17 protein-coding genes and 1 other annotated feature (1 of these 18 running past the window's edge) are annotated in these 15,743 nt (G+C 44.1%); all 17 genes read right to left on the reverse strand.

Annotation, left to right across the window (positions count from 1 at the left end; all coding sequences use genetic code 11):
• Positions 1 to 69: 69 nt before the first annotated feature.
• Positions 70 to 294, reverse strand: coding sequence for a hypothetical protein (locus tag PEPTYR26121_RS02740; RefSeq protein WP_180498973.1), 225 nt, complete (start codon positions 292 to 294; stop codon positions 70 to 72).
• A 128-nt stretch (positions 295 to 422) separates the two neighbouring features.
• Positions 423 to 800, reverse strand: a complete 378-nt coding sequence (locus tag PEPTYR26121_RS02745; RefSeq protein WP_180498975.1) for a hypothetical protein — start codon at positions 798 to 800, stop codon at positions 423 to 425.
• Positions 801 to 1,018: 218 nt separating this feature from the next.
• Positions 1,019 to 1,759, reverse strand: a complete 741-nt coding sequence (locus PEPTYR26121_RS02750; RefSeq protein ID WP_180498976.1) for a hypothetical protein — start codon at positions 1,757 to 1,759, stop codon at positions 1,019 to 1,021.
• 1,387 nt (positions 1,760 to 3,146) lie between these two features.
• Positions 3,147 to 6,686: a pyruvate:ferredoxin (flavodoxin) oxidoreductase gene (nifJ, locus tag PEPTYR26121_RS02755; RefSeq protein WP_180498978.1), complete on the reverse strand. Its 3,540-nt coding sequence runs from the start codon at positions 6,684 to 6,686 to the stop codon at positions 3,147 to 3,149.
• Between the two features lie 116 nt (positions 6,687 to 6,802).
• Positions 6,803 to 7,738 carry an HPr(Ser) kinase/phosphatase gene (hprK, locus tag PEPTYR26121_RS02760; RefSeq protein WP_180498980.1) on the reverse strand — a complete coding sequence of 312 codons (936 nt, stop codon included), beginning with the start codon at positions 7,736 to 7,738 and terminating at the stop codon, positions 6,803 to 6,805.
• A complete protein-coding gene (gene uvrC / locus PEPTYR26121_RS02765; protein ID WP_180498982.1) occupies positions 7,728 to 9,593 on the reverse strand; it encodes an excinuclease ABC subunit UvrC in 1,866 nt (621 codons plus the stop codon). The genes hprK and uvrC overlap by 11 nt, the downstream gene beginning before the upstream one ends.
• Positions 9,594 to 9,638: 45 nt before the next feature.
• Positions 9,639 to 10,238 (reverse strand): ComEA family DNA-binding protein, encoded by a 600-nt coding sequence (locus PEPTYR26121_RS02770; RefSeq protein ID WP_180498984.1) that lies wholly within the window; start codon positions 10,236 to 10,238, stop codon positions 9,639 to 9,641.
• Positions 10,239 to 10,248: 10 nt separating this feature from the next.
• Positions 10,249 to 10,623, reverse strand: coding sequence for a RidA family protein (locus PEPTYR26121_RS02775; RefSeq protein WP_180498986.1), 375 nt, complete (start codon positions 10,621 to 10,623; stop codon positions 10,249 to 10,251).
• A gap of 1 nt (position 10,624) precedes the next feature.
• Positions 10,625 to 10,972: a ribosome silencing factor gene (rsfS, locus tag PEPTYR26121_RS02780; RefSeq protein ID WP_180498988.1), complete on the reverse strand. Its 348-nt coding sequence runs from the start codon at positions 10,970 to 10,972 to the stop codon at positions 10,625 to 10,627.
• A gap of 35 nt (positions 10,973 to 11,007) precedes the next feature.
• Positions 11,008 to 11,895, reverse strand: a complete 888-nt coding sequence (locus PEPTYR26121_RS02785) for an LCP family protein (RefSeq protein WP_180498990.1) — start codon at positions 11,893 to 11,895, stop codon at positions 11,008 to 11,010.
• Between the two features lie 2 nt (positions 11,896 to 11,897).
• Entirely contained in the window at positions 11,898 to 12,464 is a 567-nt protein-coding gene (yqeK, locus tag PEPTYR26121_RS02790) for a bis(5'-nucleosyl)-tetraphosphatase (symmetrical) YqeK (RefSeq protein WP_180498992.1), read from the reverse strand.
• Positions 12,461 to 13,069, reverse strand: coding sequence for a nicotinate-nucleotide adenylyltransferase (gene nadD / locus PEPTYR26121_RS02795; protein ID WP_246285879.1), 609 nt, complete (start codon positions 13,067 to 13,069; stop codon positions 12,461 to 12,463). The genes yqeK and nadD overlap by 4 nt, the downstream gene beginning before the upstream one ends.
• Positions 13,070 to 13,072: 3 nt before the next feature.
• Positions 13,073 to 13,363 carry a YhbY family RNA-binding protein gene (locus tag PEPTYR26121_RS02800; protein WP_180498994.1) on the reverse strand — a complete coding sequence of 97 codons (291 nt, stop codon included), beginning with the start codon at positions 13,361 to 13,363 and terminating at the stop codon, positions 13,073 to 13,075.
• Positions 13,364 to 13,370: 7 nt separating this feature from the next.
• Complete coding sequence (obgE, locus tag PEPTYR26121_RS02805; protein WP_180498996.1) at positions 13,371 to 14,642, reverse strand: GTPase ObgE; 1,272 nt, start codon at positions 14,640 to 14,642, stop codon at positions 13,371 to 13,373.
• A 147-nt stretch (positions 14,643 to 14,789) separates the two neighbouring features.
• Positions 14,790 to 15,080 (reverse strand): 50S ribosomal protein L27, encoded by a 291-nt coding sequence (gene rpmA / locus PEPTYR26121_RS02810; RefSeq protein ID WP_068369797.1) that lies wholly within the window; start codon positions 15,078 to 15,080, stop codon positions 14,790 to 14,792.
• The gene (locus PEPTYR26121_RS02815) at positions 15,081 to 15,410 is read right to left on the reverse strand and encodes a ribosomal-processing cysteine protease Prp (RefSeq protein ID WP_180498998.1); all 330 of its coding nucleotides are present in this window, start codon (positions 15,408 to 15,410) and stop codon (positions 15,081 to 15,083) included. It lies immediately after the preceding gene.
• On the reverse strand, positions 15,410 to 15,718 hold the full coding sequence (gene rplU, locus PEPTYR26121_RS02820; protein ID WP_180499000.1) for a 50S ribosomal protein L21: 309 nt from the start codon (positions 15,716 to 15,718) through the stop codon (positions 15,410 to 15,412). Before rplU ends, PEPTYR26121_RS02815 begins: the two co-directional genes overlap by 1 nt.
• A 10-nt stretch (positions 15,719 to 15,728) precedes the next feature.
• Positions 15,729 to 15,743 (reverse strand) — a sequence feature (ribosomal protein L21 leader region); it runs 52 nt beyond the window's last position.

Raw genomic sequence — 15,743 nt, forward strand, 5'->3', positions numbered from 1 at the left:
TTATTATTCACTGTTTTTCATTTCTAAGTGGCGATAGAAGTAGGTATAATCAATTTTAATTTACAAATCTTAAACATCCAAATCTATATCATCTACTTCGCCGCTATCGTAACCATCCCAATAGTTATCATAGTCGTCGTAAACTTCCGCCTCATCTTCAGCGCCGTCATACTCCTCGTCATATAGGAGATCTTGTTCGTAGTCATCGGAATGTTCCTCTTTTTGGGTAAAGAAACTCCTGCCGCCTTCCCGTTCTTGTCTTGATTGCTCGTCTTCTCGAATAATGGTATGCACAATCCAGAGTTCAAATAATTCATCCTCTGCTCTCCACGCCTCTTCTTCCTCTAAACGGGATGTTATAGCCTCAGGTTCTGAATCGAGAAGCTTCTCCTTTACGTCGACACCTTTTAGCAGTGTTTTTATCAGTTCAAACTTTTCGCCGAAATCTCTTCCTTCGGTATATCCTCCGTATGAATAGAAACCAGGGCCAATCTCTTTAGAAAGTGATCGGCGAGGGTATTTAAAATTCTTCGCAACAATTGTAAATTCCATAGTGTTCCGTCTTCATTATGGATGTCGCCCTTTTGCACAAGCACTTCCAAACGAAACACCGCCTTAATTTGGCTCTCCCTCAATAGATATGGATTCGTAATGGTAAGTTGCGCCAAAAATAATGCGACTTCTTCGCTGATATTGCCCGCAAGTAGGGCATCATATATGCTTTTGTAAGCATTTCGAGCCGATTGAATAATCTCTTCCAATTCCTCACTCGATTCATCTAAGGCTAATGAGGAAATCATTCGATCTCGATCCGTTGGCGAGGTCGTTTTCTCTATCCCTTGTTTATTCTGTGGCGTAGAAGGTTGTCGAGTCTTTAAATAAACGAAACCAATAAAAAATAGCACCGCCGGAATCGCCCATATCCAAAAATAAAAGTTCATATATCCCCCTCTCAGCGCCGATTTCAATAACTACATTATTCTATTAAAATAATAAAAAATCAAGATTACGAAACCCTTTAATATTCCCCAAAATCAAAAAACACTGGCTTAGAATACTCGATAATTTCAACCTTCGCATCTTCAGGGATTATGCCCATGACGGGTTTATCCATTACATTGCCAACATTGTAGTTTTTTAGGGAGTAATCGTAGTAGTTGGGTTGATGATAACTGGTCATGTCATGACGATTGACTTGTTTGCCTTGATATTGGTCTTGATAGTTTTCAAAGCCTTTAAAGCCAAACATGGAATAGACATCGACAGTGTCTTGGTTAGTTTCTTTGTTTTTGTAGCTTACCACGACATCGTATTTTACTTCCGGTGGAGCATAAACGAGTTTTCCGGTCTTGCGGTCGTAGACGTTGCCGTCGGGTCCCATTTTTAGTCCGGACCAGTTATAAAGAATCGTCGTGTATTCTTGGTGGTCGATGGATTTTGGTGTATTCTCCAGGCTTTTTTTGCCGTTTTTGTCGAGACCGATGGTGTCCAGGTTGTAACGGTCTTTGCCGTTTTGGACGATGTTGTTGTTATTGTTGTTTTCTCCAACATCTTTGCTGCCTGCACTAGATCCACCTTCTCCCGGTGCGGTCACCGGCGGTGGCGGTGCGACGGGTTGATTTCTCTCTGCAAAGGCTTGCCACGGACAAGAGGTCGCAAGTAGGGCCGCCGTTAGTGCATAGAGGGTTATTTTTTGAATTTGTCCATATATATCCTTCCTCCTTTTTGGACAAGTTGGGTTATAGCTTCTCTTATACATATAGGACGTATCTTTTTAAATTATTCCATAAAAAAAGAAACCCCTAAAAAGAGGTTTCTTTGGCTTATGTCGCAAGGTTATTGAACTTGGGTCCAGTTAAGGGGGAATCGTTGAACGTTTTCTAACAGATAGGCTCTAACAGCTGATACAATACCCTGAAACAAGGTCCCTTCACCCAGACCTGTAAAGATTAACAAAAGGAACACATGAGGTGCCAACAAAAGACCTAGTACAAGCCAAACGAGGATATTTTTAGGAACGAAGAGCAAACCTATGACGATGGTAATAAGAGATATTAACAGAAAACCGGACCAGAGAAAATCACCTTTATTCATCACGCCTAAGGGCATTTGAAGCATTTTAGGTGGATGGCTTTCAGGGTAAAACTAAGCTAAAATAAACAGTCCCACAGCGAATAGTCTAAGAGCGTAAAAATAACGTCTATCTATGTGTCGTTTATATCCAATGATCTTAAAGTCTTTCACGTACTATCTCCTTGTCATTTCATTTATCAATAGATTATCCCCAAAAGAGCCTTCCTAAAATATACATGTAAAAATACTTACTAAGCATTTTTAGCACATTTCCTCCTGATAGACCATATTCAAGAGCGATAAGATAAAGATGTGGGACGATCAACAAAAACAAAACAACGAGTATTCCAATGTCCTTGTCTACCAATAAAATGCCGTAGAAGATAAGGAGTAGAGACAGCCAGTATATAATACCTGTCATAAACCACGAAAGAGCCACTGTATCTGAACCAAAAGGCGTTCTTACCGGTACATTACGAGGAGAACCTTCAATGCTTAGTGTCCAATACATTAATACGAGGAGCACGACAAAGCCCAAGTAGAACAGAACCATTCGTTTATTAGGGCTTATATTCTGTTTACATTTTTTGATGAAGTTCATGGTACAACTCAACAACCGTTATTTCTATTTTCTCGTACAAAATATGCTCTTATCTTTCTGGCCATCCATTTTTTCATAGAATTCCTCCTTTAAATGTTTCTCTATACTCTTTCTATTGTTTTTAGTGGCGTCAAACGCCCAAACTTGCTCCACCTTTTCTACGTCACCCTCTCTTATTGTTATTATAATAACACCTTCTATAACGATTATATTTATATAATATTTCCTTGTCAAGGTTTTTCTGCAATTATGTTGTTGTTTTTAGCTAGTTAATTCAAAAAAGTATTATGATAGTGTTTTTTTGGTTGTTTTTGCTGTTTTGTAAGCGAATGGCAGGTGGCACATCGTCACGGATCCCTGGCACTGAATCAGATGCTGAAAGCAAAAAGAAGTCTAGTTTTCACTAGACTTCCCAACGGTTGACATAGAACCAAAAAAGGACCGAGTAAACTCGGTCCTTTTTGTTTTAATCTTATTCAGCTTGATCGTTGTGCAAACGAGCGTAGTTTTCGTAACGTTCTTTTGCGTTTTGTTCAGCTGCTTCGTAAAGTGCTTCTGCACGTTCGGGGAACAATTTCTTGAGGGAGGTGTAACGTACTTCGCCTTCAAGGAATTCTCTATAGGGTTTGGTCGGTTCTTTAGAGTCGAGGCTGAAGGGATTCTTGCCTTCGTCTTTAAGTTCCGGATTGTATCTGTAGAGGTGCCAGTAACCTGTTTCGACGGCTTTCTTTTCTTCTGCGATGGATACACCCATACCCATGCGGATACCGTGGTTGATACAGGGAGCGTAAGCGATGATTAAGGACGGTCCGTCGTATGCTTCAGCTTCTTTAATTGCTTTAAGTGCTTGGTTCTTGTCAGCACCGATAGCGATTTGAGCGACATATACGTAGCCGTAGCTTGTCATCATGAGACCGAGGTCTTTCTTACGAACTTCTTTACCGTTGGCAGCAAACTTAGCAACAGCACCGGTTGGGGTTGCCTTGGAGGATTGACCACCGGTGTTGGAGTAAACTTCAGTGTCGACAACCATGATATTGATGTTTTCGCCACTGGCTAATACGTGGTCTAATCCACCGTAGCCGATGTCGTAAGCCCAACCGTCGCCACCGAAGATCCATTGACTCGGTTTAATAAGAACGCGTTTCATGCTGCTGATATTAGCGAGTAATTGATCCGCTTCAGCATTGCCGGTCTTCTTGTCGAGTAAGGGAAGAATCTTAGCGGTAGCAGCCTTGGTTACTTCGTAGCTGTTGTAGTCTTCTAACCAAGCGTCGAATGCTTTGGCGATTTCTTCGTCAGCGCCAAGTTCTTTGAACGCTTCCATGTTCTTGCGAATGGTTTCACGTTGTTGATCGACGGCGATCTTCATACCGTAACCGTATTCAGCGTTGTCTTCAAATAGGGAGTTTGCCCAGGAAGGACCTTGGTTGCAGTCGTTGGTGCAATAAGGCATGGACGGAGCGGAACCACCCCAGATGGAGGTACAACCGGTTGCGTTTGCGATCATCATGTGATCACCGAATAATTGCGTGACAAGTTTGATGTAAGGTGTTTCACCACAACCTGCACATGCACCGGAGAATTCAAGGTGCGGCATGTGGAATTGAGAGTTTCTTACATTGTCAGCGGGAATTTCGTCTTGTTTGGAAGTAACTTCTTCTTGAGCGAATTTCCAGTTGTCTTCTTGTTTGTCGAATTCATCTTCGAAGGGAACCATAACAAGTGCTTTTTCCTTAGCGGGGCAAACTTGAGCACAGTTACCGCAACCTGTACAGTCGAGGGGAGAAATTTGAATTCTATATTCGAATTTGTCCATTCCCTTACCGTTAGCTTTTTTGGTTTCAAAGCTTTCAGGTTTCTTAGCTGCTTCTTCTTCATCTAATAAGAAGGGACGAATTACAGCGTGAGGGCATACGAAGGAACATTGGTTACATTGGATACAGTTTTCGATCTTCCATTGGGGAATGTTAACTGCAATACCACGTTTTTCGTATCTGGAAGTACCGGACATGAAGGTACCGTCTTCCATGCCGACGAAGGTGCTGACGGGAAGGTCATTACCTTCTTGACGGTTAATGGGAACGAGAATCTTGTTGATGAACTCGGGTGCGCCTTCGATGGAGTGGTCGGCTTCTTCCGTAAGGTTAGCCCATTCTGCAGGATAATCTACTTCGTGGGTAGCATCCATACCTGCGTCAACTGCCGCATAGTTCATGTTGACGATGTCGTCGCCCTTGTGACCGTAGTCTTTTACGATAGCTTCTTTTAATTTAGCTACTGCAGTTTCTAAGGGAAGAACTTCTGCGAGTTTGAAGAAAGCAGCTTGCATAACCATGTTGGTACGGTTGCCGAGGCCAACTTCGCCGGCAATCTTCGTAGCATTGATGGTGTAGAATTTAATATCGTTTTGAGCGATATCTCTCTTCAAGCTAGCGGGAAGATTTTCTTCTAATTCATCTAAATCCCATGTGGTATTTAAGAGGAATGTGCCGCCTTTTTTAATGCCGCGAAGCAAATCATATTGATGTACATAAGATTGTTTGGAGCAAGAAATAAAGTTAGCAGAGGTTAAAAGGTAGGTGGATGTGATTCTTTCGTTACCGAAACGTAAGTGAGACATGGTAACACCACCGGATTTCTTCGAGTCATAGTCGAAGTAACCTTGTGCATACATGTCGGTACCGTCACCGATAATCTTGATTGCACTCTTGTTAGCACCTACTGTACCGTCAGAACCGAAGCCCCAGAATTTGCAACCGATGGTTCCTTCAGGTTCGGTGTGGATTTCTTCTTCGATGGGAAGAGAAAGATTGGTAACGTCGTCTACGATACCGATGGTGAAACCGTCTTTCGGTTGATCAGCGCGCATGTTTTTGAATACTGCGTTGATTTGAGAAGGTGTGGTGTCCTTGCTGCCTAAACCGTAACGACCACCGACGATCATGGGACGGTTTTCAGCATCGTAGTACATATCGCGAACGTCTAAGAGTAGGGGTTCAGCGTTAGCGCCCTTTTCTTTTGTACGGTCGAGTACTGCGATTCTCTTAACACTCTTGGGCATGCTGTCCATGAAGTGTTTTGCAGACCAGGGACGATAGAGGTGAACTTTAAGTACACCGGTCTTTTCACCTTTTGCGTTGAGGTAGTCGACAACTTCTTCGATGGTTTCAGTTACAGAACCCATTGCGATGATGACGTCTTCTGCGTTTTCGTCACCGTAGTAGTTGAAGAGGTTATATTCTCTACCGGTAAGTTCGGAGATTTTCTTCATGTATTCTTCCGTAGTACCGATGATGTCGGTGTAGAAACGGTTGGAAGCTTCTACTTCTTGGAAGTAAATGTCGGGGTTTTGTGCCGTACCGCGAACTTCGGGATCTTGGGGAGCGAGAGCACGTGCTCTGAACTCGTTAACAGCGTCCATGTCAACTAATTTTCCAAGATCATCGTAGTCTAATACTTCGATCTTTTGAATTTCGTGAGAGGTACGGAAGCCGTCGAAGAAGTGAACGAAGGGTACGCGGCCTTTAATGGCTGCTAAGTGAGCAACACCTGCTAAGTCCATTGCTTCTTGTACGGAACCGGATGCTAAAAGTGCGAAACCGGATGCACGTGCTGCCATAACGTCTTGGTGGTCGCCGAAGATGCTTAGTGCATGACTTGCAAGGGCACGAGCTGCAACGTGGAATACGCCGGGAAGTAATTCACCTGCGATTTTGTACATATTGGGAAGCATTAAGAGAAGACCTTGAGATGCAGTGTAGGTCGTGGTTAATGCACCTGCTTGAAGAGCACCGTGAACAGCACCTGCTGCACCGGCTTCGGATTGCATTTCTTTTACAGATACTTCGTTGCCGAAAATATTCTTTCTGTGATTACTGGCCCATGCGTCGATATGTTCTGCCATGGGAGATGAGGGCGTAATCGGATAGATACACGCCAAGTCGGAGAATGCGTAGGCGACGTGAGCCGCTGCGGTATTCCCGTCCATTGTTTTCATCGTTTTTGCCATTTCAACCTCCTAAATAAACAACAATTTCCTATAGTTAAATTATATCAGTCATCAAATTGAATTCAAGGGCTAGGAGAAAGTATTCAATATTATGAGTTGATAATAATAAAACGATTTCATAGTCGTTTTCTCGTTTCTATGGAGTTCAATACCCGCTGATTCAGAGCGAGGGCCGCATTGTAGCCCAGTTCTTTTTGCTTATAATTCCGCGTGGCGATTTCTACGATCACCGATGTGTTTCGTCCTGTGCGCATAGGGATTTCGATCTTTGGCAAGGATACATCCAGTATGGAAATTTTTTCGTCGTCGATTCCCAGTCGGTTATAATCTGCAAAGTCGTCCCATTGGGTAAGCTCGATGACGAGTTCGATTTCCTTTTCTTCCATAATACTTCCGATGCCGAAGAGTCTCTCGACATCGATAATCCCGATTCCTCGAATTTCCATAAAGTGACGGGTTATTTTAGGCGAGGTTCCTATTAAGCGTTCATCCAGCTTTTTGATGAGGACGGAATCGTCGGCGATGAGTTTATGACCGTTGACGATGAGATCTAAGGCTGTCTCCGACTTACCTATGCCGCTTTCCCCCAACATTAAAACGCCGACCCCGAAAATATCCAGTAAAATACCGTGGCGCCTTAAGGTGGGCGCCAATGCCCTTTCCATATAAGTAATAAGTTTGTTTAATGCTCGCGACGTCCCGTCTTCTGTCCGCAATATTGTGCAGTTATTCTGCCGGGCAAAGGCGATCATTTCGGGGAAAATTTCCTGGTCTCGCGTGACGATTAAGAGGGGGATTTTATGGTCGAATAAGGCCTTTAAACGGGAGCGCCTTACTTCGGGGTCCAAGGCTTTTAAATAATGCCATTCCGCTCCGCCGATAATTTGAATACGATTCGACACGAATTGCGTGTAAAAGCCGCTGAGTTGCAGACCCGGACGATTAAATTCCGTGGTGTACAAATAGGTCTTCTCGGCATCTTTAGCCTCGTAAATTACTTCAAAATCGTTATCTTCGATTAATTCTTTCACCGTAATCCGTTTATTGTTCATTGCCGCCTCCATGAAAATGATCGTATATCGCCTGAGCCGCTCTATAATTCATACTCTCCACTTGAGCTAAAGTCTCTACATCCGCTTCCTTTATTTTACTTAAGGATTTAAAGGCGCGCATTAATTCTTTTTTACGTTTAGGGCCGATTCCTTCAATGCCGTCCAGCTCCGATCGGAACCCCGATTTTGAGCGCAGGCTTCTGTGATAAGTGATGGCAAAACGATGGGCCTCTTCTTGAATTTGATAGACCAGGCGATAAATTGCCGAGTTTTTCGCCACGTTTATTTCTTCCTTATTGAAATAGATTCCCCGGGTCTTATGTTCATCATCTTTTACGAGACCTGCCACGGGAATGGATAGGCCCAGTTCTTCTAATATTATGAGGGCTTGGGTTACCTGCCCCTTTCCTCCGTCCATTAGAATTAAATCGGGAAAACTTGCAAAGCCCTTACGTTCGCCTATGCCTGCCCGTTCCTTAAGCCCACGCTTAAATCGACGAGACAACACTTCCCTTAAAGAGGCATAGTCATCGGGTCCTTCCACTTCTTTTATTCGGAAGCGTCGGTAATCGGTCTTTTTAGGAACTCCGTCTTCAAATACTACCATGGAGCCTACGGATTCCACGCCGGAAATATTGGATATATCATAAGCTTCGATGCGCTCGGGAGCTTTTTCCATATGAAGGGCTTCGGCGAGTGCTGAGACGGCACTTTCTTTTTTCTCCATCTGCCTGCGCATTTGTTCGGAATGCTTTGTAAGCATATCGATGGCATTTCGTCGTACCATGGTCATAATCTTCTTCTTTTCGCCGATCTTCGGCACGATCACCTGCACTTTCGATCCACGTTTTTCGCCGAGCATAGCTTCTACCAGTTCTTTTTCATCGAGAATTTCATTGATGTAAAGCTTGCTCGGAATATAGGCGGTGCCGTGGTAAAACTGAGTGATGAAGGCCTGCATAATTTCTTTCGGCGACTCACCATAGGCGTTTTCGATAAAGAAATGCTCTCGGCCCATATTCTTACCTTGTCGGAAGAAAAAAATTTGAATACACGCTTCCCGCCCGTCCCCTGCCATGCCGATGACATCGTACTCTTCGTCGCTTCCCGCCGCCGTAATCCTCTGTTTCTCAAGGAGAGTATTCAAAGCGTCCAGCTGATCGCGATACACAGCCGCCTGTTCGAAGTTTAAATTCTTAGACGAAGACTTCATTTTTTCTTCGATTTCTTTTACAAAAGGAGCCGATTTACCGTCAAGAAATGATTCGATTTCGCCCATATACTGTTTGTAATCCGCTTCGCTGATGGCGCCGATACAGGGTCCGGCACAACGGTGGATGTGATAGTTTAAACATGGCCTTACGACTGGATTGGACTTTGTAAGGTCCAGCTTGCAGTTGCGAAGGGGAAAGTGCTCGTGAAAAATCTCAATGGTGGCATTTACCGCCAAAACATCGGGAAACGGACCGTAGTAGCGGCTACCGTCTTTAATGATACGACGGGTCTTCATTACCCTGGGGAAAGGTTCATTGGTGATTTTAATATAGGGATACTGTTTATCGTCCCTGAGCAAAATATTATACTTCGGCAAATATTCTTTAATGAGATTAGATTCGAGTATGAGGGATTCCAGTTCATTTCCCACGATTATATATTCGAAATCATAAATATGGGACACCATACTCGCCACTTTCTTTCCGCTCTTGCCGTAAGAGCCGAAATATTGACGCACCCGTTTTTTTAGATTTTTCGCCTTTCCCACGTAAATTATTTGATCCAATTGATTCTTCATTAAATAGACTCCGGGATCATCGGGAAGTGTCTTTAATTTTTCTTTTAAATCTATGGGACTCATATTTACTCCAAATTCTAGTAAAAAACTGACCTGGAGGGTCAGTTTTTAAAGTTGAATATTATTTTTTAAACTATCAAAGGTCTTGTCGCCGATTCCGGGAACCTCTTTTAAATCGTCTACTTTCGTAAAAGGATGGGCGCTTCGATATTCCATAATTTTTTCCGCAGTCTTATCCCCTATTCCGGGCAGCGTCATGAGTTCTTCTTTCGATCCGTTTTGTATGCTTACGACGCCGGATGATGAGGATTCAGTCGCCATTTGAGGCGACGGTAATTCTTCTTGTTTAGGAATATATAGTTTTTCTTCATCATTTAGTTTTTTCGCCAGGTTCACGCCGGACATGTCCGCATCGGGAAGGGCGCCCCCTGCCGCCGTAATACCGTCTTTTACTCGGGCGCCTTTATCCAAAGTATAGAGCCCGGGCTTATGTACTGCTCCTCCTATATCCACATAAATCGTCGAACCGATTGTATCTTCTTCGGCGGGAAGAGATCGAGTGTTCTCCTCCTGTACTGCATTCCCGTAAAGGCTCAAAATCTGCTCACTTTGCGGCTCGGAATTACGCTTATACATAAAACTTACAGTCGCGACGAGAATAACGACAAATAGGAAGATCAGTTTTTTTTCACGATCCGTAAACCCCATAGGCAAACCGTTAATTTACACGGGCGATGGCTTCTATTTCGAGCACGGCATCTTTCGGCAAAGCGGAAACCTCTACACAGCTCCGCGCCGGACGATGATCTGAGAAAAATTCTCCATAAACTTCGTTGAGCTCGCCAAATTTATCCATATCCGTAATAAAAATGGTCACCTTGATTACATTTTCCAGATCGGAGCCTGCTGCTTCCAGAAGATTTTTCAAATTGGTGAGACTTTGTCTCGCCGCCTCGGAAACGTCGGTTTTCATTTCTCCCGTGGCGGGATCCATTGGGATTTGACCGGATGCATAGACCACGCCGCCGTCGACAATAGCTTGAGAATAAGGACCTACAGCCGCCGGTGCTTTATCTGTCGATACGACTTTCATCTTAGACTTCCTCCTCTTCTTCGTCGCTCCATAATCTTTCTAAATTATAGAACTCACGCATATCTCGATGGAAAATGTGTACGATAATGTCAGCATAATCTAAAATAATCCAGCGAGATTGTCCATTCCCTTCGTTGTGATAGGTTTCATAACCTTCTTTCGCCATATTATCATCGATTTCTTCGGCGATAGCATTGAGTTGAGGTGTGGAATTACCGCTTACGATGACGAAATAATCGGCTATCGACGTCTTATTGCGAATATCCAGTACTTGAATATCGGCTCCTCCCCGATGATCGGCACTTTCCGTAATAATCTTCAACATCTTTTCTGTCGATTGTTTTTGCATATGCGCCTCCTTTTTATGTTAATACCCTATTTTAATTACTTTATATTCATCTTCTTAAAGAGAGCATCGGTTGCGTCATGATCTACTTTATAATACGAAATATGATCGATCATCGTCGGCGTCCCCGGGATAGTTGAAGATTCAAAATTATCTCTCCCTACGGAAAGAGTAGTCAAACCCATTCTCGAGACTTTAGAAAGAGGCATATTGCTCGTCGTATTATCCACATAGCTCACTAAAAGCTGCGGCCCGTGGACTATGCCCTTAGAGCTTTTAAGTTTGCCGATGAAAGCGCTCATAAATGCCTGCTGAGCCTTTACACGATCTAAATCCGCATTCTTATATCCTTTTCTAAATCTGAGAAATTGCATAGCTTCATCACCATTTAAAGTTTGCAGTCCTTGTTTCAAGTGAATGGAAAGAGGCGGATCGGCTGTGGGATCTTCATAATCCATGTCCATGGGAACATTCACTTCGATGCCTCCTACGATGTCTACTACCTCTTTAACAAATTCATAATCTACGACGATGTAATAAGGAACATTGAGACCGAAGGTTTTATTCACCGTCTCCAGTGCCAGATCCGCCTTTCCGTATGCATAGGCGTGGTTGATCTTCGTCTTACCATGTCCCGGAATGTCGACTCTACTGTCTCTCGGAATGGATACTAAAGAAACACGTTTCTTTTCCCCGTCTACATCGAGCAACATCATCACATCGCTACGGGTATTGTCCGAACGACGATTATTCAAGCTGTCGACGCCGATTAAGAGCACTTGAAATTTTTCATTACTGTTTTTTAAGTCCCGGATCGCGTCCTTTGTGTCCGAATCGTCGCCCAGATTTAAATAGGCGTTTACTGCGAAAAAACCGACGGCGACGATTAAAATCGTAACAAAGAAGCCTCGAAAAAAACTTTTCATGATTATTTTCTCCCGATATAGTCGTTATAGCACCGAATGGAATCGGGACATATAGCTTTTCTCGAGCGAACCAAATACTCGATATTTTGAGCGATTGATTCCCTCATGCCCCGCTCTAAGCTTTCCTCTGCCGCCTGTCTGAGATCGTCGACTCCCTCGAAATTTCGCATGGGCTCCAGATAGTCGGCCAGAAAAACCACTTCCGCCACAGGACTCATGGAGTCTATGCCCGTGGTGTGGTAACGAATGGCGTCCAATATCTCCTCATCATCGATTCCGTAATCGACTTTCGCCGATTCCGCCGCCACATAGGCGTGTAGAATCTGAGGAAAAGCTTTAAACCGTTCCAAGTTTTGAATATTAAGACGTTTCGCCTCTTCCCACAAAAGCTCGTCGTCGCGATACTTACAAATATCGTGAAACATAGAGGCGGTTTCCGCTTTTTCTATATCGACGCCGTGACGTTCGGCAAGCTCGCGGGCCGTATCCACTACTCGCCAAATATGTTTATAGCGCTTTTCGCCGACGCGGCCGGCTATTTCATTCCAATCTATTGCTTTTGCTTTCAATATCGATAAAATCCCTTCTTTTGAATATAGGTCATGACATGATCCGGCAGAAAATATTTTACCGATTTTCCCTGTCGAATGCGATTTCTTAAATTTGTAGAGGAAATCTCCAAAAGCGGCGTATCGATCAATACGATTTTCGCTCCGTACTTTTCCTTTAATAAGTGGATTTCTCCTCGAACCGATTCCCCTGTTTCAAGCTCGGCACCGGGCCGCACAGCCACGGCAAATCTGGTAAGCTTGGCCAGTTCATCGAAAAGCTTCCAGGTTTTAAGATCTTGCAAGATATCTGAGCCCAGGAAAAAGTAAAACTCCCCTTCGGGATATTCCTTCTTTAATTTCCTTAAAGTATCTACGGAATAAGTTGTCTTCGTCTCCATTACTTCAATGGGAGATACTTCAAAATAAGGATGATCGGCCACGGCTATTTCAACCATGGTCAAGCGATCCTCCGCCGCCACAGAATAGTTTCTCTTATGGGGGGCGTTACCCGTAGGGATAAAAAGCACTTTGTGAAGTCCCAGTTCCGAACGCATATACTCGCACATCATTAGATGGCCCATGTGGATCGGATTAAAAGATCCCCCCATTATGCCTATTTTCATAATTTACTCCAAAATGATTTTCGGATTCTCTTTTGACGGCCTGTAAATCGTAAGCTTCGATCCAATGGCCTGTACAAATTCCGCCCCTAAAGCCTCAGTAAGTTCTCGTCCCGCTTCCTCTAAGGATACGGCCGTATTCTGTAAAAGGGTAATCTTAACCAGTTCGTGATCTTCGAGTAAAGCGTCGACCTGTTTAATTAAAGCCGGCGTAATACCGTTTTTACCTACTTGAAGCAAAGGACGCATTCCGTGCGACATCTTCTTTAATTCTGCCCGTTGTTTTCCCGTAATCATATGACTCCTATTCAAAAAACTCAAATTCGTAATCGTCGATAAAGACCGACTCACCCTCTTGTATGCCGAGTTCCTTCAGCTTATCGATGACGCCGTTTTTACGCAGATTCTCTTGGAAGTAGCGTAAAGAATCCCGATCGTCGAAGAAAGTCGAACCCAAAAGGCGTTCGATATAAGGACCGTCTACGATATAGCGTCCGTCTTCTTTTCGAACGGAAATACCGGGCGTCGTATCTTTTTCTTCTATATAATATTCGTAATCGAAACTTTCGTAATCCGGCTCCACCGTCTGCAGTATATCGTAAACCTTGTAAAGCAAAGGTTTAATATCCTTTGTCGTAGCGGCGGATCCCGAAAAGACCGTATAACCTCTGGATTCCAGTTCCTTCCGAATTTCCGGTTCACGATCTTTCGCATCGGGAAGATCCATTTTGTTGATGAATACCACTTGAGGCTTCTCGCCTAAGGCTTCATTATAATCCTTCAACTCCCGATTGATCTTGTCGAAATCTTCGATGGGATCGCGGTAAAAATCGCCGCTGCCGTCGAGGACGTGGATTAATACGCTGGTACGTTCTACATGGCGAAGGAAATCGTGACCTAAGCCCACACCCTCCGAAGCTCCTTCGATCAGACCCGGAATATCAGCACAAATAAAGCTTTCGCCGGGGCCTAAATAGACGACACCTAGATTCGGCGTAAGGGTCGTGAACTGGTAATTTGCGATTTTAGGTTGGGCGCTGGAAATAACCGAAAGCAATGTGGATTTTCCTACATTGGGGAAGCCCACGAGGCCGACATCGGCGAGGAGCTTCAGCTCCAGGGTAATCTCTCTTCGCTGGCCTTTGTAACCCAACTGAGCAAAAGTCGGCGCCTGACGGGTACTCGTCGTGTAGCGCGCATTGCCCTTTCCGCCTCCGCCGCCCTGTGCGATCACGAAGCGCTCGCCGGGATGTTTCATATCTACAATGACCTTTTCGCTTGCGGCGTCTCTAACGAGAGTACCCACCGGTACCTTCAACACGATATCTTCGGCATCGGCGCCGAACTGTTTTTTATTTCTTCCGTTTTCGCCGTTTTCCGCCTTGTAGACGCGCTTGTAGCGAAAATCCATTAATGTTCTAAGGCCGCTGTCGGCTTCCAGAATGACGCTTCCGCCTCGTCCTCCGTCGCCACCGGCGGGACCGCCTGCCGGTACGTATTTTTCACGGCGCCAAGCAACGGCTCCGTCGCCGCCTTTACCCGCTTCTACCGTAATATTGCAAATATCGACAAACATTTTCCACCCCCATTGGTTTCATATTATATCACAGAGCCATTTTAGACAATGATTCAATGAAAAGCTCTGTCTAACATTTATTTAATATTTAAGATTATTAAAGAAAAAAGAAACCGCAGATTACTCTGCGGTTTTAAATCATGTATATTATGCTAATTCTTCAAATGGAACTACATTCACAACTTTTTTGTTTCTGCCGCGATTTTCAAAGGAAACGCGTCCATCGGCTTTAGCAAAGAGAGTGTCGTCGCTACCGATACCTACGTTTACCCCAGGATGAATCTTGGTGCCTCTTTGACGTACGAGGATATTGCCGGCAAGTACATGTTGGCCGTCACCCTTCTTGACGCCGAGACGTTTAGATTCGGAGTCGCGACCGTTTTTAGAACTACCCATCCCCTTCTTAGAAGAGAAGAGTTCAAGTGTAAACAGAATCATCTAAACCTCCTGAGTCTCTATTTTTATATATTGATCGTATTCACGTTCGATGGCCTTCAGTCCGATAATCATGGATCGGAACAGAGTCTCCGTCGTTTCATCGACGAGGTCGTAGGGAATGCGAAGACTTAAAAAAGCTTCCGCTTGTTCCGCCGACATTTCCTCTTCCGAAATATTCGAAATCTGACTCAAGGATAAGGCACAGGCTAATGTTAAAGCCGAAACGCCATGACAGACCATTTCGCCTGTGGCATCTCCATCACCTGCATGTTGATTGGCTATAAAGCCTACATAAGCTTCATTATGAACAAAGATCGTAATCTCTGTCATTACGCCAATTTACCGATTTCTACGAGCGTGTACGGTTGACGATGGCCTTTTTTCTTACGTTCGTTTTTCTTAGCCTTAAATTTGTAAACGACGACTTTTTTAGCCTTAGCTTGTTTTAAAACTTTAGCTTCAACTTTAGCATCGTTAACGTAGGGCTTTCCAACGTTGACCTCGCCATCACGAGCGACGAGAAGAACTTTGTCAAAAGTGACAGCATCTCCTTCGTTAGCGTCGAGCTTTTCTACCTTTACGAGGTCTCCCTCTTGAACGGTATATTGCTTTCCGCCTGTTTCGATTACAGCATACATAGTAGCACCTCCTCATTACAAGACT

Origin of the sequence: Aedoeadaptatus nemausensis, from assembly GCF_903819165.1 — a bacterium.
GTDB lineage: Bacteria > Bacillota > Clostridia > Tissierellales > Peptoniphilaceae > Aedoeadaptatus > Aedoeadaptatus nemausensis.